The sequence below is a fragment of the Armatimonadota bacterium genome, from assembly GCA_023511795.1.
Classification (GTDB): domain Bacteria; phylum Armatimonadota; class UBA5829; order DTJY01; family DTJY01; genus JAIMAU01.
In genome coordinates this window covers 125,613-146,945 of record JAIMAU010000002.1, presented here as the reverse complement: position 1 = coordinate 146,945, position 21,333 = coordinate 125,613, and the positions used below count along the sequence as shown (strand labels likewise).

Annotated in this window: 17 protein-coding genes and 1 other RNA gene; 8 read left to right on the top strand and 10 right to left on the bottom strand. The window is 47.6% G+C overall.

Annotated features, from left to right (window positions below):
• The first annotated feature begins 1 nt into the window (after position 1).
• The 4 genes from K6T99_03490 (at position 2) to K6T99_03475 (ending at position 5,279) form a co-directional block, all read left to right on the top strand.
• The gene (locus K6T99_03490; GenBank protein ID MCL6518868.1) at positions 2-1,645 is read left to right on the top strand and encodes a hypothetical protein; all 1,644 of its coding nucleotides are present in this window, start codon (positions 2-4) and stop codon (positions 1,643-1,645) included.
• A 27-nt stretch (positions 1,646-1,672) separates the two neighbouring features.
• Positions 1,673-3,505 (top strand): hypothetical protein, encoded by a 1,833-nt coding sequence (locus K6T99_03485; GenBank protein MCL6518867.1) that lies wholly within the window; start codon positions 1,673-1,675, stop codon positions 3,503-3,505.
• A gap of 64 nt (positions 3,506-3,569) precedes the next feature.
• Positions 3,570-3,764, top strand: a non-coding RNA gene (ssrS, locus tag K6T99_03480) — 6S RNA.
• Positions 3,765-3,890: 126 nt separating this feature from the next.
• Positions 3,891-5,279: an AAA family ATPase gene (locus K6T99_03475; protein ID MCL6518866.1), complete on the top strand. Its 1,389-nt coding sequence runs from the start codon at positions 3,891-3,893 to the stop codon at positions 5,277-5,279.
• Positions 5,280-5,378: 99 nt separating this feature from the next.
• On the opposite strand, the gene K6T99_03470 is transcribed toward K6T99_03475, so the two are convergent.
• Both K6T99_03470 and K6T99_03465 read right to left on the bottom strand, forming a co-directional pair.
• Entirely contained in the window at positions 5,379-6,770 is a 1,392-nt protein-coding gene (locus K6T99_03470; GenBank protein MCL6518865.1) for a glycine--tRNA ligase, read from the bottom strand.
• 165 nt (positions 6,771-6,935) lie between these two features.
• The gene (locus K6T99_03465) at positions 6,936-7,448 is read right to left on the bottom strand and encodes a hypothetical protein (protein ID MCL6518864.1); all 513 of its coding nucleotides are present in this window, start codon (positions 7,446-7,448) and stop codon (positions 6,936-6,938) included.
• Between the two features lie 407 nt (positions 7,449-7,855).
• On the opposite strand from K6T99_03465, the gene K6T99_03460 reads away from it, so the two are divergent.
• The gene (locus tag K6T99_03460; protein ID MCL6518863.1) at positions 7,856-9,550 is read left to right on the top strand and encodes a proline--tRNA ligase; all 1,695 of its coding nucleotides are present in this window, start codon (positions 7,856-7,858) and stop codon (positions 9,548-9,550) included.
• 6 nt (positions 9,551-9,556) lie between these two features.
• Here the strand turns inward: K6T99_03460 and K6T99_03455 are convergent, their stop codons facing one another.
• The 4 genes from K6T99_03455 to K6T99_03440 all read right to left on the bottom strand — a co-directional run bounded on the left by K6T99_03455 (position 9,557) and on the right by K6T99_03440 (position 14,063).
• Positions 9,557-10,735 (bottom strand): galactokinase, encoded by a 1,179-nt coding sequence (locus K6T99_03455; protein ID MCL6518862.1) that lies wholly within the window; start codon positions 10,733-10,735, stop codon positions 9,557-9,559.
• A 32-nt stretch (positions 10,736-10,767) separates the two neighbouring features.
• Positions 10,768-11,745 (bottom strand): galactose-1-phosphate uridylyltransferase, encoded by a 978-nt coding sequence (galT, locus tag K6T99_03450; GenBank protein MCL6518861.1) that lies wholly within the window; start codon positions 11,743-11,745, stop codon positions 10,768-10,770.
• A gap of 184 nt (positions 11,746-11,929) precedes the next feature.
• Positions 11,930-12,919, bottom strand: coding sequence for an ROK family protein (locus K6T99_03445; protein MCL6518860.1), 990 nt, complete (start codon positions 12,917-12,919; stop codon positions 11,930-11,932).
• A gap of 76 nt (positions 12,920-12,995) precedes the next feature.
• Positions 12,996-14,063 carry a glycoside hydrolase gene (locus K6T99_03440; GenBank protein ID MCL6518859.1) on the bottom strand — a complete coding sequence of 356 codons (1,068 nt, stop codon included), beginning with the start codon at positions 14,061-14,063 and terminating at the stop codon, positions 12,996-12,998.
• A gap of 144 nt (positions 14,064-14,207) precedes the next feature.
• Here K6T99_03440 and K6T99_03435 point away from each other — a divergent pair, with 144 nt between their 5' ends.
• Positions 14,208-14,888, top strand: coding sequence for a glycosyltransferase family 2 protein (locus tag K6T99_03435; GenBank protein MCL6518858.1), 681 nt, complete (start codon positions 14,208-14,210; stop codon positions 14,886-14,888).
• A 12-nt stretch (positions 14,889-14,900) separates the two neighbouring features.
• Here the strand turns inward: K6T99_03435 and K6T99_03430 are convergent, their stop codons facing one another.
• Positions 14,901-15,629 carry a polyprenol monophosphomannose synthase gene (locus tag K6T99_03430; protein MCL6518857.1) on the bottom strand — a complete coding sequence of 243 codons (729 nt, stop codon included), beginning with the start codon at positions 15,627-15,629 and terminating at the stop codon, positions 14,901-14,903.
• A gap of 267 nt (positions 15,630-15,896) precedes the next feature.
• Here K6T99_03430 and K6T99_03425 point away from each other — a divergent pair, with 267 nt between their 5' ends.
• Positions 15,897-17,096 carry a hypothetical protein gene (locus tag K6T99_03425; GenBank protein MCL6518856.1) on the top strand — a complete coding sequence of 400 codons (1,200 nt, stop codon included), beginning with the start codon at positions 15,897-15,899 and terminating at the stop codon, positions 17,094-17,096.
• A gap of 185 nt (positions 17,097-17,281) precedes the next feature.
• Complete coding sequence (locus K6T99_03420) at positions 17,282-17,986, top strand: LysE family translocator (protein ID MCL6518855.1); 705 nt, start codon at positions 17,282-17,284, stop codon at positions 17,984-17,986.
• A gap of 38 nt (positions 17,987-18,024) precedes the next feature.
• Here K6T99_03420 and K6T99_03415 read toward each other — a convergent pair whose 3' ends face one another.
• Genes K6T99_03415 through K6T99_03405 form a run of 3 tightly spaced genes read right to left on the bottom strand, consistent with a single transcriptional unit; the run spans position 18,025 to position 21,234 of the window.
• The gene (locus tag K6T99_03415; protein MCL6518854.1) at positions 18,025-18,492 is read right to left on the bottom strand and encodes an AAA family ATPase; all 468 of its coding nucleotides are present in this window, start codon (positions 18,490-18,492) and stop codon (positions 18,025-18,027) included.
• Between the two features lies 1 nt (position 18,493).
• Positions 18,494-20,542, bottom strand: coding sequence for a family 10 glycosylhydrolase (locus K6T99_03410; protein ID MCL6518853.1), 2,049 nt, complete (start codon positions 20,540-20,542; stop codon positions 18,494-18,496).
• The gene (locus K6T99_03405) at positions 20,542-21,234 is read right to left on the bottom strand and encodes a hypothetical protein (GenBank protein MCL6518852.1); all 693 of its coding nucleotides are present in this window, start codon (positions 21,232-21,234) and stop codon (positions 20,542-20,544) included. The genes K6T99_03410 and K6T99_03405 overlap by 1 nt, the downstream gene beginning before the upstream one ends.
• Between the last annotated feature and the right edge of the window lie 99 nt (positions 21,235-21,333).

The window sequence follows — 21,333 nt, the reverse complement described above, 5'->3', positions numbered from 1 at the left end:
TATGATGCCAGCGCCTAAAAAAGTCACAACGTTTGCTTTCCTCTTCGTTTTCACAGTCTGCCTCTTTATGGGCCTCAGCCAATGTGGTCTTTCCGAACTAGCAAAAGACCCTCGGCTAGATCAAAAAGTAAGCGTAAAGGTATCAGGACAGCCTCTCAACGAATTTCTCGCAAATATCTCAAGGCAAACCGGCGTCAAGTTAAGCGCCCATGGAGACGTAGGAGACCTTAGACTGATAGTTATGGCAAAGGATATCCAATTGGGAAATCTCCTTGACTCGGTCGCCCAAGCACTCCACCTTCAAATATCCAGAAAGGGAATGGAGGGACAGTGGGAATATGTATTCTACCAAGACGCCAAGACCGCTCGGGAGGCGAATATCTTAAAGAAGAATGCAGAGCAACAGCTTGCACGCCAGATGGCGCTAGCTGTGGAAACTTTGAAGTTGCCTGAAGCAGAAATTCAAAAGAAAATCAAGGAAGACCGTATTGTTGCTCCTTTTATAGACCAAAAAGAGTTTAGAATGGCCGTTGCACTTTACGGTTGGCTCGATGATGCAAAGAAGTCTAGGCTGTGGAAAAATGGCACACTTCCAATTAAAATTTCTGAGCTACCTGCTGATTTGCGTAAACGCATCATTAGCAATTTTGACGAAAATATCAAGTATCGCGAAAAATCCGAGAACATAAAACTTGGCGATAAACTAGTAGCCATATGCTTTGAAGCTCAGGATGACCCTTTAGGCGGAAGATCTCTCTGGCTGACACTAAAGGGCAGCAACAATAACAACATGAGCCTTGTACTCAACCCATCTCCAGAATCAGGCATTGACATTGCGCAGAATACAGACCTTTTTAAGATAACAACCGAGCCTGACCCAGTATTAGGTGAAGTCTACAAAGTTGTGCCTAAAAAACCTCTTGAAGGCCGCCTTGCAGAAAAAGCAAAGACGCAGTTTCCTAAGTCAGTAGTTCTCCCGCAAGCTCTAGAACTAATGTGCGACGCCGAAGGCATTAACTTTGTCTGCGATTACTTTGTACCCCGCTATCTAACTTCGATGGGAGTCAATGAGTGGATCTTCGTCGGTGGGGACTCGCTCGCACAACTAATCGAGAAAGTCGCCGGTTTGTTCTACTGCCGTTGGAAAATGAATGGCCCAACATGTATCCTATATGGCAAGGAATGGTACTATGACAGAGATAGCAATGTATCCCAAAGCAAGATAGCCCATTGGATGGATGTACTTAAAACATCAGGCAGGCTCGGATTGAAAGAATTAATAGAGATTGCCAACCTAAATGACAGACAAATAAAAGCACTGAGATTCATGGGAGTGACCTATCCGCCATCGCTCTTGGATGCTGTAAAGCCCTTGAAATTTGCATATACTCTCAATAGTGAACAATGGAAGCTAGCCGAGAGCAAACAAGGTTTGCCATCCAAGAAATTATCTCAGCTTCAGAAGGATAGATTAATTGCATGGCTTGAGTCTGCGATGCTTCCCGACCGTGATCCTTCGAAATTTTTCGCGCCGGATGCTGAGGGAGCAACTGTTTGGATTAAAAAGCAAGGGAACGATAATGTTGTATTTAGTGTTAAAACCCGAGACGGCCGCATCAGAACAGATATTTTGAAGCTCAAGTAAACTCACCCAAAAATAAGGAGAAAAACCATGTGCAGACGTCTTGCCCGAGTTTCCCTTTTCTTTGCGATCTCAAAGTGCCTTATATTGTCAACCTATGCAGCTGAAAACCCAAAAGTTAACAATTTCGCGGACGATAGCCGTCTTGCCAACAAGGTGAGCATAAGGGCAATCGGAATACCCCTCACGGAATTTCTTGAAAAGTTGAGTGCAAAAACAGGCGTGAAATTTACCGCCGACAAGGAAGTCTCAGAAAACAAGCTCGCTGTTTTTGTCAAAGACATTCCGATTCTGAAATTGCAGAGCGCCATCGGGGCAGCGCTTCACCTCCAAAGTTCACGAGAGAAAGGGAAAGACGGAAAATGGCAATATACCTTCCAAATGGATTCTGCAGCACGCGCTGAAGCGGCAGCAAATAGGCGGGGCGAGATCAAGAATTTGCGCAAATATGTCCAAGAGCTTGCCGCTGCATCTAAACTCTCGCCAGAGGAACTGAAGAACAAATACCAAGAAATCGACCCAATTTACCTTGACCTCCGGGATGAAATCAACATAATGGTTCTTCGCCTATATGACGCTTTGCCTACTTCCAAAAAGAACATTTTGTGGCAAAGCAGTGAGCTCAGGATAGGCAGCCAACAGATGACGCCAGAGTTCTCGGCTATGTTGCTGGCCGCCCTAAATCGAAGAACAAATGAATGGCAAGAGGCGGTAGAGCAACAGCTCCAGACGGATTCTGAAAATCAGATGTCAAATACCAAAGCCACAAACGCAAAGGCTGCCTTTTGGAAATCTATTGGAAGCATTGTATTCACAATCAAACAAGACGACCTAGATTTTGGTGCAGTTCTGGTATGCACTATTTATGGAGAAAAAGAAAAGACTTCTGAAAAAGTAGGGGATGCGAAAAGCTGCACACACATAATTACTTTTGCCACCTTGCCCAGGGAGGAAACACTAAAAGACAATGAACCAGCTGATGAAAAGGCTGATGGAGCATGGCCAAAACCAAAGGCGCCAACGCGGCCACCTGTGCAACTCCAACTTAACAAGCCTCTCGCGTTGTACTACCTGCTCGATGAGATTGCTCAACAGACAGGAATTCCAATTATCACCGAATATTTTACATACCTCGCCCAAAACGAATGGGAACCAGAAGAGCTTGACGAACCAGAGCCACCCGAGTCATTCATATACCGAATCGCATTCTTGACTGACTGCGAAGTGGTTGAGTTAGACGGAATCTATGTCATATCAAGTCCAAACTGGTCCAGATACAGACAAAGAGAGATCCCCTGCAAATTGCTAGCACGCTGGAAGCAAATAAAAAAGCAGCGCGGGTTAGGATTGCAGGAGTTATTTGAAATTGCCACATTAAACGACAGACAACTAGATGACCTCAGCTTCTACGGACTAGGCGACGGCAAGGAAATAAAAAACAACAAGCGGCTCCTCTTATTTCTGGGCAGCCTCACCCCACAACAACGCGCAAAAGCCGAAACTAACGATGGCCTTCCATTCGATGAGCTAAGCGAAAACCAAAGAAAGCTTCTCAAAAACTGGGCAACCTCAGACGAATATTCTGCATCAATATGGAAAGATAAAGCCGCTGACGCAAGCAATGAACAAGCCGAATTCGTTATCCTCAAGCTAAAACAAAGTCGCATGCGCATTGGTAATGGACCTTGGATACCCATATGGAGCATTTCAGTTCACCGCAGAAATGGTACTGGCTCCGGAACCTTTATAGATATTGCACAGATGCTCAATCCTGGCACGGAAAACGATATGGATAACCTCGACTCCTGCGGGTGGATGGAGATTGGGACAGCAAATTCCCCCGCCAAGGCAATGGTCAGGTAAGAATACCAGGTTGCAAATTCCACTATCATATGGTATTATCAAAATAGCACCACAGGATTGTCGAGAAACCCTGCTGTGTTCGTGATTTGGCCGAGGAAGTTTTGAGCCGACACTCAAAGTAAAATGGGGCCTGATTCGGTTGTGGCGTGGCAGCCCCGCTCAAAATTTCTTTTGGGGAATCGCAAAGCAATCGTGAGGGCACCCGCCCGTGCTCTACGGGTTCAAAAACTTGTTAGGCACACGGCACCGTGGGGTTTCTAATCTAGCGAGTAACGAGTAACTAGCAAAACAATTTCCATTTATATTCAAGGGCAAGGGAAAAGTTACTCGTTACTCGTTAATCTTTTTCAGTGCCATGCGAACCTCTGCGGAAAACTCCCAGCCAATGGATCTGTTCGACCATGCGGCGGAGTCACATTCTGAGATGCCGCTTGCCGCTCGAATGCGTCCTCGTACGCTAGATGAATTCGTCGGCCAGGCACATATAATTGGACCAGGAAAACTTCTCCGTCGAGCAATTGAAGCTGATGAGCTTCAATCAGCCATATTTTGGGGGCCCCCAGGATGCGGGAAGAGTAGCCTAGCAGCTATTATCGCGAAGACTTCTAAAGCTGCATTCGAAAACTTTAGTGCTGTTACCTCAGGCGTCGCCGACATCCGCAAGATAATAGAAAGAGCAAAGGAACGCCAAAAACTCCATGGCAGAAAAACAATCCTCTTCGTAGATGAGATACATCGCTTCAATAAAGCTCAACAAGACGCATTTCTTCCACACGTGGAAAACGGCACAATTGTATTAATCGGCGCAACAACCGAAAACCCCTTCTTTGAAGTAAATTCGCCCCTAATCTCACGTTCTCGCATATTCAGGTTTGAGCGCCTTACAGCAGAGCAAATCGAACAGCTAATCCGAACAGCAATCGAAGATAAAGAGCGAGGTCTCGGCAGCTGGAATGTCGTTATAACTGACGAGGCAATGGCACACCTGGTTGATGCGGCAAATGGCGATGCTCGGGTCGCACTAAATGCTTTAGAACTAGCCGCTCTAACCGTCCCGCCAGACGAAAACGGGCGCCGAGTTGTGACCCTCCAGGTGGCCGAAGACGCCATCCAACAGAGAGCGCTAGCCTATGACAAGGATGGCGATAATCACTACGACGTAATCTCGGCGTTCATTAAGTCGATGCGCGGTTCAGACCCAGATGCCGCCCTTTATTGGCTAGCTAGGATGATTTACGCGGGCGAGGACCCCAGATTCATTGCCCGCCGAATTGTAATCCAAGCAGCCGAAGACATAGGGAATGCAGACCCCATGGCGCTTGTTGTAGCAACCGCCGCCGCTCATGCAGTCGAATACGTCGGGATGCCAGAGGCACAAATCCCACTCGCCCAAGCTACTATCTATCTTGCATGCGCACCAAAAAGCAATGCCTCATATAAGGGTATAAACCGTGCCCTCAAAGATGTTGCAGAGAAAGAAACCAAGCCAGTGCCAATTCACCTTCGTGATGCAAACTACCGCGGAGCAAGCCGGCTAGGCCACGGGAAGGGATACAAATACCCCCATGATTTCCCAGATAATTGGGTCGAACAACAGTACATGCCCGACGGAATAAAGTCAGGCCCATATTACGAGCCAACCGACCATGGATACGAAGCAAAAATAAAAGAAAGGCTAGAACAGCTACGAAGCAAACAAGAAGCTTCAAAGGAAGTTGCCGAAGACTCCATGGAAACAAACAAACCGCCAAACCCTAAAAGCACTGAGCACTAAAAATTGAACGCTGGTGAGCCTGACCAAAGAAGGTTATCTAATCTCTTTTAGAAACCTTTTGTCCCTAAAAGCCAACCTAAATTTCAGCTGACTGCAAGCTCAGCTTTCTTCCAACTTGTCACGAACCCAATCTTTCACCTTGTCTAAAGAAATACGTACTTGCTGCATTGTGTCGCGGTCGCGGATGGTGACCGCCTGGTCCTCTAGCGTCTGGAAATCAACAGTCGCACACCAAGGTGTTCCAATTTCATCTTGGCGCCTGTAGCGCCGGCCAATGCTTCGAGCATCATCGTAATCCGCAAAGAAATACTTACGAAGCTCCTGGTACAACTTCTGGCCAATCTCGGGTAGCCCGCTCTTTTTGGAAAGAGGGAGAACTGCAATCTTGATTGGTGCAATCCTGGGGTGTAGCCGAAGTATGACCTCGACCTCCGCCCCCGCTTCCCCGCGCCCACCAGGGATCTCCTCATAGGCATCTGATAGAAACGCAAGTAGCGTCCGGTCAACGCCACCCGAGGGCTCAATCACATAGGGTACAAATCGTTCACCCGTTTCCTCATCAAAGTAACTAAGGTCCTTCCCGCTGAACTCCATATGGCGCTTGAGATCATAGTCCGTCCTGTTCGCAATCCCCTCAAGCTCGCTCCACCCCATGGGGAACTGGTATTCAACATCAGAGCATGCACTAGCATAGTGGGCTAACTCATCCTCGCCATGCGGCCGAAGCCGCAGATTATTCCGCTTTATACCAAGGCTAACATACCAATTGTAGCGCTCTTCCAGCCAATATTTATACCACTCCTCAGCCTCCTCAGGACGCGTAAAGTACTCGATTTCCATTTGCTCGAACTCCCGCGTTCTGAAAATGAAGTTGCCAGGGGTAATCTCGTTGCGGAATGATTTGCCAATTTGTGCAATACCAAACGGCAGTTTCTTTCTAGTAGCATTTAGCACGTTTTTGAAGTTTACAAAAATTCCTTGTGCCGTTTCAGGCCGAAGGTATACGATTGCCGCACTTTCCTCCACAGGCCCCATGTAAGTCTTGAACATCATATTGAACTGCCGCATAGGAGTAAGCTCACCGCCACATTCAGGACATCTAACGCCTTCGAGTGCTTTCTCAAGATTCCTTAACTCCTCAGGCGTGCGCTTGACGGCATCTTCCTCCGTCCGCATTGCCTCAACTAGATGGTCGGCCCGGAAACGCCGCTTGCATTGCTTGCAGTCAACCATCGGGTCAGTGAATGACTCAACATGACCGCTTGCCCTCCAAACATCTGGATGCATCATGATTGCAGCGTCAAGCCCAACTATGTCGTCACGCTCTTGAACAACAGATTTCCACCATTCAGCTTTGATATTGTTTTTCAGTAGGACGCCAATAGGTCCGTAGTCCCAAGTCGAACCTATCCCACCATATATCTCACTTGAAGGAAATACCAATCCTCTTCGCTTACAAAGGTTCACGATATTATCCAAGCTTTCGGCCATGCCAAATCTCCAGAAAAGAAAAAATTAAGCAAAAGAATATCCTAAAGATTATAGCTGAACTGATGGGCTTGATTCAAGTGCGGGATTGCAATAAGCAAAGCTCAAAAGAAAAAGACCGCCCGAAAGGACGGTCTCCTAAGATTGTAGCTATTTAGGCCAGGGAAGTTAGTCAGTCTTAGCTAAAAACATTTGGGTTACATAGAACTCGCCTGACTCCGTGATATAACTGCCCACACCAATCGCCGTAAATCTGGGCTCAAGGATATTTGCGCGGTGACCTTCGCTATCCATAAGCGCCTGATGCCCACGCGCCACATCAACTATCGAACAGTAAAATAGGTTCTCCCCAACAAGAGCCCAAGTTGGTCGGCGCTTGAGCGCCGCAAGATATCGGTCCATTGCAGTTTTTAATCCAGGCGTCGGAGAGTTATGAGAAAAATAGTGCTTTACTGCCATCTCTTCGCTGTGGGCCCGCGCAACCTGTACTAAGAGCGGATCAACCGTAAGCTGTGGGAGTCCTCTACTAGCTCGTTCTTTATTGACTAGCTCTACGAACCTAATCTCTTCCTGGGTCATCACCACGCTGTCATATCCGGTAGGCGGACGGTTGGTTACCGTGGTGGATGTAAAGTTACTTACGGTCATCAAGAGACCAAGGAAAAGCGATATTTTGGTCATTCATCCCTCCTCCACTACCAACCTTATCATTCCATACTTTTGCGCTAAAGCGTGGATGGAATTTCGGCGGCAGACCGACAAATGGATGCATAATTTTAATGCATCAAGATAACTATGTCAAGCCATAAATAGAGACCTATTCTCTGATAGCAGTAAAGGCTTTCTCTCCTGCTATTCCATCCAGGGATTGGTTCCTTTTTAAAACCAGAAATTGGAAACTCTGACGTTAGTCGTCCGGTGACTTTACTATGAGTAGCCCATTTTGATAAAATTGGCGGCGATGTGCCTTGCCTTTGATTAAACAAAAGGCTGGGTTCGCTCATCGAGAGGTTTACTTGTGTAGCGGATAGCTAGGCAATATTTAGGTTCAAATTGCTAATTGAAGACTGCACGGGAGGTAAAAGACCTTGCGTTATTCTCGCTTGTTTGCTCCTACACTCAGAGAAGTTCCCGCTGATGTCGAAATGCGGAGTCATGTTCTGCTACTAAGGGCAGGATTTATCCGCCAGCTTGCAGCTGGAATCTATGAATTCCTACCGCTTGGGTGGCGAGTGCTTAACAAGATATCGGATATTATCCGTGATGAGATGAACAAAGCTGGCGCTCAAGAGCTACTGCTGCCCACGCTTCACCCAAGGGATCTTTGGGCGGAAAGTGGCCGTGAGGCAGCAATGAGCGATGTCCTTCTCAGCACAGAGGACCGCAAGGGTACTAAGTATTATCTTGGGCCCACGCACGAAGAGGTCATTACCGATTTAGTGAAGCGAAACGTGCGCTCATACCGTGACCTGCCGCTCAACCTCTATCAGATACAGATGAAGTTCCGCGACGAACCAAGGCCACGCGGAGGGTTAATTCGCGCACGGGAATTCCTAATGAAAGATGCTTATTCATTCCACAGCAGTGAGGCAGATCTTGATGCAGAGTATCTTAAAATGTATGACACATACACTGCTATTTTTAAGCGATGCGGCCTATCCACAATTGCTGTTGATGCAAGCAGTGGTGCAATTGGCGGCAAGGAAACAAAGGAGTTTATGCTCCTCACTGATGCAGGTGAAGATTCGATATTCCTGTGCCCATCTTGTGGCTATGCAGCAAACCAGGAAGTTGCGGACTTTCGGCTAATCATTCCAGAAGTTGCCGAGCCAAAGCGAGAGATGGCAGAAGTGGACACACCCGGCGTTCACACAGTTGAACAAGTTTGCGAGTTCCTCCGCACAACCCCCGACCGTCTGCTCAAGACCCTTATTTACATGGCGGACGGTAAGCCCGTCGCGGCGCTAGTTCGGGGCGACCGAGAGTTAAATGAGGGACGCTTCAAAGCAATTCTAGGAGCTAAAACGCTTGAGATGGCAACTCCTGAACAGATTCAAGAATACACCGGCGGGCCACTTGGCTTCAGCGGTCCTGTGGGATTAAAAATACCGATGTACGCAGACGAAGAAACGCGCGGCATGGTGAACTTTGTAACAGGAGCAAACAAGAAAGATACCCATCTAGTGAACGTAAACTGGTCTGACATCAAACAAACAGTCACATGGAAGCGCCTGAGATTCGCTGTTGCAGGCGATATCTGTGATGTATGCGAAACTCCGTTCGAAGAGAAGCGCGGCATCGAGCTTGGCCACATATTCAAGCTCCGATATGCAATCTCAGAACCACTCAGCGCAACTTTTACCGACGAGAATGGAGCAGATAAGCTCATAATTATGGGTTGCTATGGGATTGGCGTCAGCCGTATCATCTCAGCAGTCGCCGAGGTTAGCAACGACGAAAATGGCATTATTTGGCCGCTCAGCATTGCTCCATACTCGGTTCATTTAATCTGTGCGAACATCACGGAAGAAGCCCAACAGAACCTTGCTGAAAAGACTTACGACCTCCTATGTAAAGCTGGCATTGAGGTGCTTTACGACGACCGTGAGGAGCGTGCCGGGGTAAAATTCAAGGATGCCGATTTGATTGGTATACCCATCCAGATTGTTGTTGGCAGGACGGCTGCAGAAGGCAAGGTCGAAATTCGCGACCGAGCAACCAAGACAAGCGAAATGGTCGCCGCAGAAGAAGTTGTCCAGTCTGTTCGCCGACGACTAGAATAACCTCACTTAATTACATGCGATAACAGCGGCCCCATCCGACGGGGAGCACACATATACGTGCGGAGTTATCCCTATGCGCGCTTTGTAATCTTGAGGCACGCGCTCGAGAAATTCATCCACAGCTTCGTTGGCGACTAAGCTAACAGTGCATCCACCAAACCCAGCTCCCGTCATCCTGCTTCCATACACGCCGGGTATTTTCCAAGCCGCCTCAACCAGTGCATCGAGCTCCCTGCAACTGACTTCATAAAGATCTCTAAGCGATTCATGCGACTGGTTCATCAACCGACCGAAGATGGAGAGCTTGCCATGACGTAAGGCCTCAGTGCTCTTAAGAACGCGCTCATTCTCGGTAATTACGTGTTCTGCTCGCCTGCGTACCGTTGGCGGGAGGTGGTGACCAAATCTACGAAAATCCGAAACCGTCACATCTCGAAGGGCACGTATATGCGGAAGGTAGCGCCTTAGTATTGATACCGCCTCCTCACACTGGGCACGCCGAATATTGTATTCAGAATCCACCAGCCCCCTCTTCCGTGTGGTGTCTGCAACAATCACCTTTACCTCTTCTGATGGTAGGGGCACAGGTGAGGATTCCAGAGTCCGACAGTCAATAAAAAGTGCGTGATCTTTGCTACCCAAGCGTGAAATGAACTGATCCATGATGCCACAGTTCACGCCTACAAACTTATTCTCCGCGGCCTGGCAGAGAAGCGCCATCTCCTCGCCGGTCATCTCAAAACCATAAAGCGCCTGGAATGCCATAGCTGATGCGACCTCAAAGGCAGCAGACGAGCTCAAGCCTGCACCTAAGGGCACATCTCCATGGATGACCATGTTTGTTGGTTCTATGTGCTTTCTGCGCTTTTGAAGCATCCACGCCACGCCCCGAGGGTAATTGCTCCATTTATTTTCTGGGTCTTTTTGGATGTTGTCTAATGGGAAAACAGCAATCCGGTCGAAGTTGTCTGAATATAAGTGGAACATTGAGTCCGACGGCTTAGAAGCGGCTATAAGTATCTCACGGTCTATTGCAATTGGAAGCACATATCCATCGTTATAGTCGGTATGTTCACCGATAAGATTTACGCGTCCCGGAGCGCGTACAATTACTTTAGGAGGCCCGGCAAAGACTTCCTCAAACTTCTCTTTTAAATGCTCAATACGCTGCTCAAGATTCGCCATAATTCAAACCTCGATAAACGAAACTATCCATATTAGGTCTTAGGCTTTGCTTCCCGAAGTTCCTTTGCTTTTTCTTCTGCAAGTGTATCATTAATAAAAACCCCAGCGCCCGATTCCGACCCCGCAAGAAATTTAAGCTTGGTTGGCGTTCTGTATGGAGGATAGAACTCAATGTGGAAATGATAGTACTTGTGCTGCTTTCCGTCGGTCGGCTTTTGATGAAGCACCATCATATAGGGCAGGTCAAAACCCCAAAGGTTGTCATATTTAGTCAGCACTGTCTTTAAAATCCGAGCAAGGTCCAATCTCTCGCCTTCGGTAAACTCCTTAAGCGAACGCTTGTGGTCTCGCGGAAGTATGTGCACCTCGTACGGATATCTTGCATAGAATGGGACAAACGCTACGAAACTTTTATTCGTATCTACAATGCGTCGTCCATCCATAATCTCGCGCTCAATAATATCGCAAAGCAGGCATCGCTTAGTCTTTTTATAATGCTTTCGACAAGAATCAAGTTCCTTCTGAATGATCGGTGGAATGAAAGGATATGCGTAAATCTGCCCATGGGGATGGGTGAGCGTTACGCCAATTTCCTTACCCTTATTCTCGAATATAAAGACATAGTCTACAAAATCAAGGCGGCCTAGCTCACAATAACGGTCAGTCCATACAGCAATTAGGTTTTTAATATGCTCAACACTCATCCCCGTCAGCGTGCCCTGATGCTTTGGCGAATAAAGAACAACCTCACAAACTCCGGCAGCTGGGCGGACTTTGTATATATCGTTTCCGTCTATGGCTGGTTCTGGTGGTCGTCGCTGAAGAGATGGGAATTTGTTGTCAAATGCGACGATTTCATAGTTCTCCGCCGGAACTTCCGTTGGGAAACCGCCTTTCTTAGTAGGACACAGCGGACAATAATCGTCAGGAGGGAAAAAAGTCCGGTCCTGGCGATGTGTTGCGGTAATTACCCACTGCTCGAGCAGAGGATTCCACCGTAGTTCTGACACTTGATACTCCTTTTGAGGCTAAGTTTGATTTCTGAAGTATATTGTAATTCTTAATTGGTAGAGTTAGACGCTAGCTTTCTTGTTACGATACTTTTCGCACTCCGTTTTTTACGTTTATTGCTGGAGTGCGTAAACCAGTAATATGTGAGTAAACGACCATCTTCCTTCACAATTGTCTGCTTTTTCATTTGCATGCTTCCAACTCCTGAAGCACCAACACAACGCCGCCAAGTATACCTGCATCGTCACCAAGTGCAGCAGGCACTACTTGGCACACGCTCAACGCCTCAGCAAGGGCGTTCGCCTTAACAGTAGCCATAAGAGGTTCCCACAGCACTGGCCCAGCCTGGGAAATCCCGCCACCTATAACAACCATCTCTGGATTCAGGAAGTTTATGGCGTTTGCCACTCCAATCCCAACCCAATATCCGGTTTGACGCATAACTTCGCGCGCGACTTCATCGCCTTCGGTTGCCGCCTCCGCAATCATCGCAGGCGTTATGTCATCAAGGTTTGGGCCACCACGCTTGAGAAGAACGCTCTTGTGGCCAGCACGAATCATTCGCTGGGCTCGCTCAATTATTCCTGCTTGCGCTGCTTCCGCCTCAAGGTCGCCAAACCGGCCGCATCCACACCGAAAGCCATTTGGATTCACAATTTGATGCCCGATTTCGCCGCCACCTTCATTTGCGCCAAGCCAAAGCTTTCCATCGAGAATAATCCCCCCGCCGATTCCCGTGCCAAGGGTCAGCATTACCAAGCTGTTGACATCCTTTCCTGCACCGAAACGAAATTCTCCGAGTGCTGCAACATTGACATCATTGCCCATGTAAGCCGGCACCCCAATTGCTTCACGGATAGGTGCAAGAAGTTGAACGCCGCCCCAATCTTTGAAATTTGGCGACCACAGTACGATGCCTTCTTTGGAAATATGACGGCCTGGAACGCCCATCCCAATTCCGCAAATATCATCAACGTCTACCCTGGCAGCGGAAATTGCGTCACGAATCGCCTGAATAATCTGGGCAAGTGTAATCTCAAAGCCCTCCATTGCCAGCGAAGGCCGACGACCTTCTCCTAAAAAATTGCCCTCTTTGTCGGTGATTGCGGCCCGGACGTTTGTGCCGCCTAGGTCTACACCAATTATGTATTTGCCGTTCACATTTGGTTGCACAAGCCAACTCTCTCCTACGGGTTTGATTTTCTCAAAAGTATAACGACGGCGCGCAACACATGTCAATCACCCATCATCAAGGTTGATAGAGCCATTCAAGTGGTATGCTCCGGAATTTAAGAGATAAGCCATCAGCCCAGTTTTCTGTCTCATAATAAGTTAGCAGCACGTCTTTACCTAAAAATAGGATGCTCGTATAAGCCCATGACTTTCCTGGTGCTGATTCAATGTTCTTAATATTGGTCCAAGTTTTTCCACCATCGCGGGATATGCCCACCGTCAAAGGATTGCGTATGCCCCCATGACTCTTTTCCGGCTCAAAGTTGTTGTTCCAAACTAAAAGCAAGTCGCCTGTCCCCGGAATCCGCTTGATGCTTGCCGGCGACTCCGGCGAAACTACACACATTGGCTTTGCTTCCTCCCAATGTGCCCCACCATCGTAGGAGTAGGTATGATATATCCTCCCTGTCTGCGTTCGAATTATCATCAAGACTCGTCCGTCTGCAAGCTCGACAACGCCGGGTTCCATTGCCCCCCTCTTTGGCGCATAGATGTCTGGCGACGACTTTCTCCACGTGCGCCCTTCATCGTCAGAATATAGCACAAACGAAACTGCCGGCGTTGGCTTGCTGATATCCGGCGTATAGGCAATAGGAGCTAGAATACGCCCGCTGGATAGCTGAATTACCCTGTCGTTGTTCATGACGTTGTAGCCCTCATCGGGCGTTATACGCACCGGCGAACCCCAGGTTTTGCCTTCATCCGAAGAATATCTAGCATAGACCTGCAAGTCGCTTAGAGAGTTCTTTACTAAGTAAAACATGCCTATTCTTCCAGATTTCAGCCGAAGAAGGCTTACCGACATAACATTGCATTTCCCAACGTTCTCCTGAAGCAGGAATGGCTTGCTCCATGACCGACCGCCATCGCTGGAAGTAACCCCCGCAATCACCGCCCCTGCATTATCAGCCGTGCCGCCGTAGAACTGGGTCCACGCAAGTAAAAGTCGGCCATCCTTGAGTTCAACTATTGACCCCTCGGTATTTCTTGGAAACATGTTAGTCGCTGGGGCCACCATGGTTGTAAATCCCATATCTATACTTGTTGTTATTGCATAACCGAGAATCGCAAGTATTCCAAACAAACTCTCCACCTCCATCAACTTTAGTATATCATGCCGATTATTTGCATGTCTTGACTGCCAGGAATTGAACTGGGTATAATATTAAAGAAAAACCATACTTCTTGTATGCGCCCATCCCAAACCGGACCCCATCGGAGGCATCCTTTGAAACTTTCGGTCATAATCCCTTGCTTTAATGAGTTTCAGAATATTACTGATGTACTTGACGCAGTTAGAGCTGTAGACATACCTAAAGAGATAATAGTCATTGATGACGGCTCCACTGATAACACTGCTGAGGTATTGCACGAATATAGCAAACGCTACCCAATAGTAATCCACTCGTCCGCAAAAAATGCAGGCAAGGGCGCGGCAATTCGTAAGGGACTTGAATATGTAACTGGAGACATTGTAATAATTCAAGATGCCGACATGGAATATGACCCAAAACAGTATCCTGAATTAATTAAGCCAATACTTGAAGGCAAAGCAGATGTTGTATACGGCTCCCGCTTTCGTGGGAAAATAGAAGGGATGCGATTGCCAAATCTAATTGCCAATCGCATACTTACCTTGGTGGCAAACATTCTATATCGAGCTGATATAACCGACGAAGCCACCTGCTATAAGGCATTTCGCACCGACGTTATAAAAAAACTTCCGCTTAAGTGCACGCGGTTTGAATTCTGCCCAGAGGTAACCGCAAAACTTCGGAAGCGAGGCGTAACCATCCATGAAGTCCCCATTCACTACAAAGCACGAAACACTGCACAAGGAAAAAAAATTAAGTGGACCGATGGTGTGCAAGCTCTCTGGACGCTCATCAAGTACCGATTCGTAGATTAGCTACGCTCTTCACTAAGGTTTACAAGATTTGGGAGGGCGGAAGCGGCCGAACCTTAAACGCCAAGGCATTAACGCAGCTTCAAACATTATTTTTCTTGACATCTTTGAGCTTCCCTCTCTCCTTTCAGTGAATATGATAGGAACTTCCGCTATGTCAAAACCACACTTATACGCGCGATAAAGAGTCTCGACAAGGAAAGAGTAGCCGTTGGATTTGATTGTATCAAGATTAATCGATTCAAGCACATGCCTTCGGAAACCTCTGAACCCAGTTGTGGGATCTCCAACCTTTAAACCAGTGATTAATCGTACATACCTTCCGGCAAACACGCTCAGAAAAAGCCGAAACAGAGGCCAGTTCACAACACTTACGCGACCTTCAAAGTATCGCGAACCTAGTACCATATCATGTTCTTCTAATGCCTTCGCCAAGCTTGGCAAACTTTCTGGATCATGCGAAAAATCCGCATCCATGCTGAATATCGCATCGTATCCTTTTGCAAGCGCCCACTTGAAACCATCAACATAAGAAGGGCCAAAACCTCGATTCCCAGTGCGCCTCATCAGATGAACCCGGGCATTTGTCAAGCTTATTTGTTCAACTAAATCGGCGGTGCAGTCGGGGGAGTTATCGTCAACAATTAGCATGTCCAGTTCTATCGGGATTTTCATTACGGCCTCAATTAACTGAACAATGTTGTCTCTCTCATTATAAGTTGGTACAACTACTATGCCACGCATTGCACCCTCCATGCGTAATCAAACGCATGAGCTTAAACATTTACGCAATTGACATTATAGTGTTTGACATTTACTATAATCAACCCAATATGCTAGCCTCGGCCCGAACTCCGAAGAATTATAATCTCTGACAACCTCTGATACATCTTTTAAACAAGAAAAACCTACTTATGCAAATAAACCGCATCATAAAAATTCAAAGTTTTTATTAGCCTAAAAAGTGGAAGATTATACTGAAGCGAACAACGTTCGAAAGGAGGAAGTTATATGAAAACAAGCACTTTAATTCGCGCCATGCTAATCTTGAGTTTGGTTTTGCTAGCTAGCTACGCACTAATGGCACAGGCAAACCAACAACTTCGTGCTACAGTTAAAGCGGCTCCCGCTATGCAACCTGGATTGCCAGCAGCGGCGGATATCTTCATAGATGGCCGATTTGCTATGCGTATTCCTGCCTCGGCCGGAGGTATGAGCCCCATTCAACGCGCCAGAATCGTTGCAGAAAGGCTCAACAATGCCTTCTCAGCAGGTCAGAACTGGGAAAATGTGCGTGTCGCCCAGGTAAACGGCAATTGGGTAGTTGTCCTCGGCGACTACGTGATTGTTACCGCGGACTCTAAATCAGCACGCGCCTTTAATAGAACGCCTGGCAGACTAGCAAGTCTATGGGCGCGAACAACCGTAGTAGCTCTTGGTGGCCAGCCTAGCAAGATTGCAATGCAAATTGAGCCAATAGCCGTAAGAGTTGCCGGCGCCCGTGAAGAACTAATAATGTGGCAGAATTCTCCGACAAAAACTCTTCCGCTGCTGGACTCATCTACCGGCAATACATTGGGTAGTGTGACCGTAGCAGGTCCCCAGAGCAGGCTTGACCTTGTGAAATCTGTAGTCTACTACTCATCAACTTCGGACGATGCGGTGGTCTGGACATTTGTGCCGATTACTGGCACATCAACTACAGGGACGCTTATGCGAGTAAACGGTGTAGGTGTTGTAGGCCTGCCGTCGAATTTCATATCCATGGATATGATTCGAACAGGCATGGATATCAGGGATACTATCAACAGGATGAGCTCAAGCTGGAACCAGATGATTAACAACAAGCTAAAAGAGCACAATCTTGCTTTCCCAGCCGGCCTAAATACGAAGATTGTTCCAATTTGCTCACCCGAGACCGGGGTCATTATTGGGGCCGCACAAATAGTCGGCACTTCAAGCGCCATTTCCAATGCTATGTGCGTAGCAACCTCTTCCGAGGACAACTTTATGCGCTTCGACGCGAGCCCAGAAGCCTGCAGGGCATTTGCCGAAAAGCCACCCACTTTAAATAACGCGGTAATTTCATCGCTTATTATGTTTCCAAGACAGAGCGGAACTATGACAATGCCGGGAGTTTCCGCGACGACTCCACCACAGACAAACCAGGAAGAGATGTCTCCCGCACCAATGCCCGAAGAGGAGATGTAGGCTTAGTGGTTATCCTTAAATCAGAATAGATAATCAACAAACTAAAAAGAGGAGTACCGCATTATTCCTTGCTGCGGTACTCCTCTTTTTAATTTCCCATTCGCTTCGTTTTTGCTATACTAATTATCCCGATGAGTGCATAATGACTCAGAACCTTCAAACCCTGAAACAAAGGAGAAACCGCTTTGACACTGAGCGCAATCTTTATATCATCGTTCATGGTGGCCCTTTCGGGAGCACTAATGCCTGGACCACTACTTACGGTAACCATTGCCCAGACTGCAAAGAAAGGCTTCGTTTCGTCAGTGCTTCTCGTCGTAGGTCACGTGACCCTGGAACTTATTTTAGTTATCTTTCTATTTTCCGGCTTGGGTCACGTCCTTAGGATGAAGCCAATAACTGGCGGAATCGCCATTATCGGAGGAATAACGCTTCTTTTTATGGGCTGGAGCATGTTTCATGACGCTCGGTGCGGCGCCCTCGACCCTCCCTCAACAAAAACATCTCACCGAGAAACCCAATCCAAAGGTTCCATGCTGAACTCCATGCTTACCGGAATGGCAGTAAGTATTACAAATCCTTACTGGATTATTTGGTGGGCAACAATTGGTCTTGCTGGAATAACTTTTTTCGCAGGACTTCGCCAAAACGTGCTCTGGGCACTCGGAGCATTCTATGTAGGCCATAGCATGGGAGACATCATCTGGTACTTGATAGTTGGTGCAGCTGTTGCTAGCGGGCGAAGGCTCCTGAGCACAAATATCTATCGCGCAATAGTGCAGATTTGCGCTCTATTTCTCATTTTCCTGGGCGGCTCATTTATTTACCTAGTAGCTACAGGCAACCTTTGGAAAATTCAAACGGCTACGGATTGGGCAAAAAGTTGGTAATGTTCACCAAGGTATTGTTGCCTTAAATCGAAAGTGCCCTAATCAACAGATTGCCCGGTATCGACTACAACCGCACCCTCATCTTCCCCAATTGGCTCAAAACGTGCCTTAACCTGGTAGTAAAGGTCTTCATTTCGATCTGCAGCCGGATGGTCCTGCAGAGCAATTCTCTGGAGGGCAACCTCATCTGGGCAGACACAATAGAGCAACTCGAATTCCGCACCCACCTCCTTCGCAAGCGCTCTTGCAGCATCACGCTCGGACCGCCTAGAAAACGGCATTCCTTCAAGGATAACGTCCCTGCCTTGGCTTAGAAAATACCGGGCAATGAAGAGCATAGCACCGAAAGCTAAAGCCTTCTCGGAATTTGAGTAACTCGGTGTGGTGAAGAGCTTTGCCCTAACTTCATCACGACTCAAACGAAGTGCGCCCATCTCATCTGCTAGGCGCATAGCTAGGTGGGTTTTGCCAGTGCCAGGAAGTCCAGCGACACAGATTAGCTTCATGTCATGGCACCTGTTTGCCAATCGCCTCCAAAGCCGCTCTCAGACCAGAAACATCGCCGATAAGTATATAGCCCCCAAGGTTTTCATCTTTCGCCAATTTAACAACTCGGCTCAATGCTGTAATCTGCTCAGCTAGCCTTTCGGCACCAAACTCACCGGCCGCCGGGATTACTGCAGCAGCTTTGAGAGATGCACGGTTCAAGCTGACTATCGCCTCTGCCTCGCTTTGTGAATAAACATATGTGCCCTCACTCTCGGACTTTGCCAATGTAAGTTTTGGAATGAGAGCATCAACTTTGGGCACCTCCGCCCAGTGAACAGGTGACTGGCTATCAGAAGCAAGATCAACGGTCACCGCAAAAATGCCGTTAGGATTGTCCATCTTAAACTGCTTTGAAAGTTCCGTCAAAAGACCTATGAGCTTCCCCCGCCGAAACTTATCCCATAATGCCAAAGCTTGCGCATCAGCGTCAGTTCGCACCCCCCACAAATCAACATCGATAGGATCAATTTGGTGAAGGCGAATCATTTCTTTACGCACCTCCACCGTGTATCCAAATGGCGGCGTGAGGTCCTGCCCAGCTACTATAAAAGGCTTACTGTGCGCATAATCAACTCGATCGAGGCAAATACCATCAAGTTCATAGTTAAGGCTCAATTCGGCTAATAATGATTTCAGAAGCCTTGCCGCCTGGGACGAAGCCGGGCAGATGTAAACCTCCTTGCCAGAGGTTTTAGCCTCCGCAACCGGAATAACGTCCGCAGACTTCGGTTTGAGATTTTGCATCTCGGCGTTCTGCCAAACCTCTTGTTCAGCATAACGCCTGCCGAGAAGGTTGCAATCTTGGATGCTGGGATGGCTTGCAATTACCAGAGGAGCAGGATGCTCGGCATCACCCCAAAGTGTCACATCCAACACACCAATCAACTTTAAGCCTTGCCCATGTGCCAAAGCAATTGCCTTCTTAAGCGGATCATCGTCAGCATATTTCCTATCTTGGGTAAATATTTTGCTTGGATAGATTGGCTGTCCAGCCCCAAATATTGGGACGAAAATAGTATCAAAACCTTGTGCTTTAGCAAGACTCACAACATCATCTAGGCCATCGAGGTCTACATTAGTAATCCATAACCCTTGGAGCTTGTCCTTAATTGCAATCTTTTTTTCCTCTTCCTTTTCCCTGACTTCATCAATTTTAATTGTTCCAACTTTAGGAGGTGCAGGCGGGGCAACCTTTGGCATAATAGGCATAAGCGGCTTTTCAATGAGAAAGTCGCCGCTCTTCGAACGTATTATCATGGCAGCGTTTAGTTTCACAGGGACTTCTCGAAGATCCACTGCAAGCTGGTCAACCGGCGTCATTACCTCGCTTGTCTTGAAACCAGCAGCACGAAGAGCAGCGTTCAGCCAATCCACCTGCGATGGTGTCAAGGTAAGCAACGAGATCGCTTGCTGATAAGCAATCTGCTCTTGCTGGAGTGGCGTAAGCTGCCATGCAGGATCAACGCTTGGCAGGAACGGCATAGTCATATTAAGCCAACGTCGAACGTCTGCCTCAAGATTGCCAGCCTCTTGAGCTTTCTTGGCTTCCAAATATCGTTCCCTCCAAGCCATTACTGCAGAACCGCGGGCATCTCGCGTTAGAAAAAAGACATCATCCACTAACCGCCATTGGAAACCGGTGATTGCCTCAACCATGTTCATTATGCTCTTGAGGCGAGTTTCCCCAATGTGAACGACGATTTTTGTTTCCTCAAGCCTCTGGTCTACGTAAAACTCCGAGCTCGTTTGTTTGCTTAATACTGAGCACAATTCCTTCAAAGGCATCACTTCAGCCGGAATCGTGACCGATGCGATCATTCTCTCATCCGCCGCCCAATTCAACTCTCCCGCGCGTTCGGCTTGGGCAAGCGCACAACCCGCCGGAATAACCAGCAGGGTTGCTAAGAAAGCCCGCATAAATTGAGAGAAGCTAAACCTGCATCCTCTCCTAGAGAGTGCCGGAAAGTCAGAATTCCAGTTCTCAATTTCCAAATTTGCAACCGCCATTAAGGCACCATCACCTTCTTTAGGTATATATAAGGCATCGAATCCATGCGTAAGGCAAGATCTTCCTTCAAATCAGGCCTCGGAATAAGCAAGTAAGGAATTATACGAAATAGCAACACTGTTTCCTCGGGCTTTGGCAAAGATTTAACAACTTGGCCCGCTTCGGTCAGGCCAACCGTGGGCGAAGCAAGCATCGCCCTGAGAATCTCCTGCTGGAAAGGAGTGAGCTCAGCATATGAAAGCGGAAATCCACGCGAAAGTTTAAAAAGCTGAGCGCCATCGAGCGATTTTAGTACTTCAGTCATGTACTCTTCCGGAGTGAGCTTATCTAGCGGCTTTTCGGGCACATCTTTTGTGGCTACCTCCGCTGGCCGCCTGAATACAATGATGCTGCCTTCAATATACCAAGACAGACCTGTCATCTTCGTAAGCATATCGAGGACCACCTTGAGCGGCTGACCCTTTAGGCTCGTGCTAATACCTTTTTCGGGAAAAGCAGGAGCGGCAATCTCAATATCCGCCTGCTTTGCTAACGCCTCCATTGCATCCACCATTGACCCGTTAACAAGCGTAATGTCCACTTGCTTCTTGAGTTTCTCAAAGTCAAAAGTCTTCTGAGCAACCGCAGGCAACGCGAAGGCAAGAATTAGTATCAAATACAAGAGGAATCCTAATTTTACGGGCACCCTCAAGGTTATCACTCCTTAATTGTAGAAAATGCCTAAGGCGTATATGCCCAAACTGAGGGTCTACTATTCGCATTCTACCACGCAAGCCTTGGTTTGGCAACA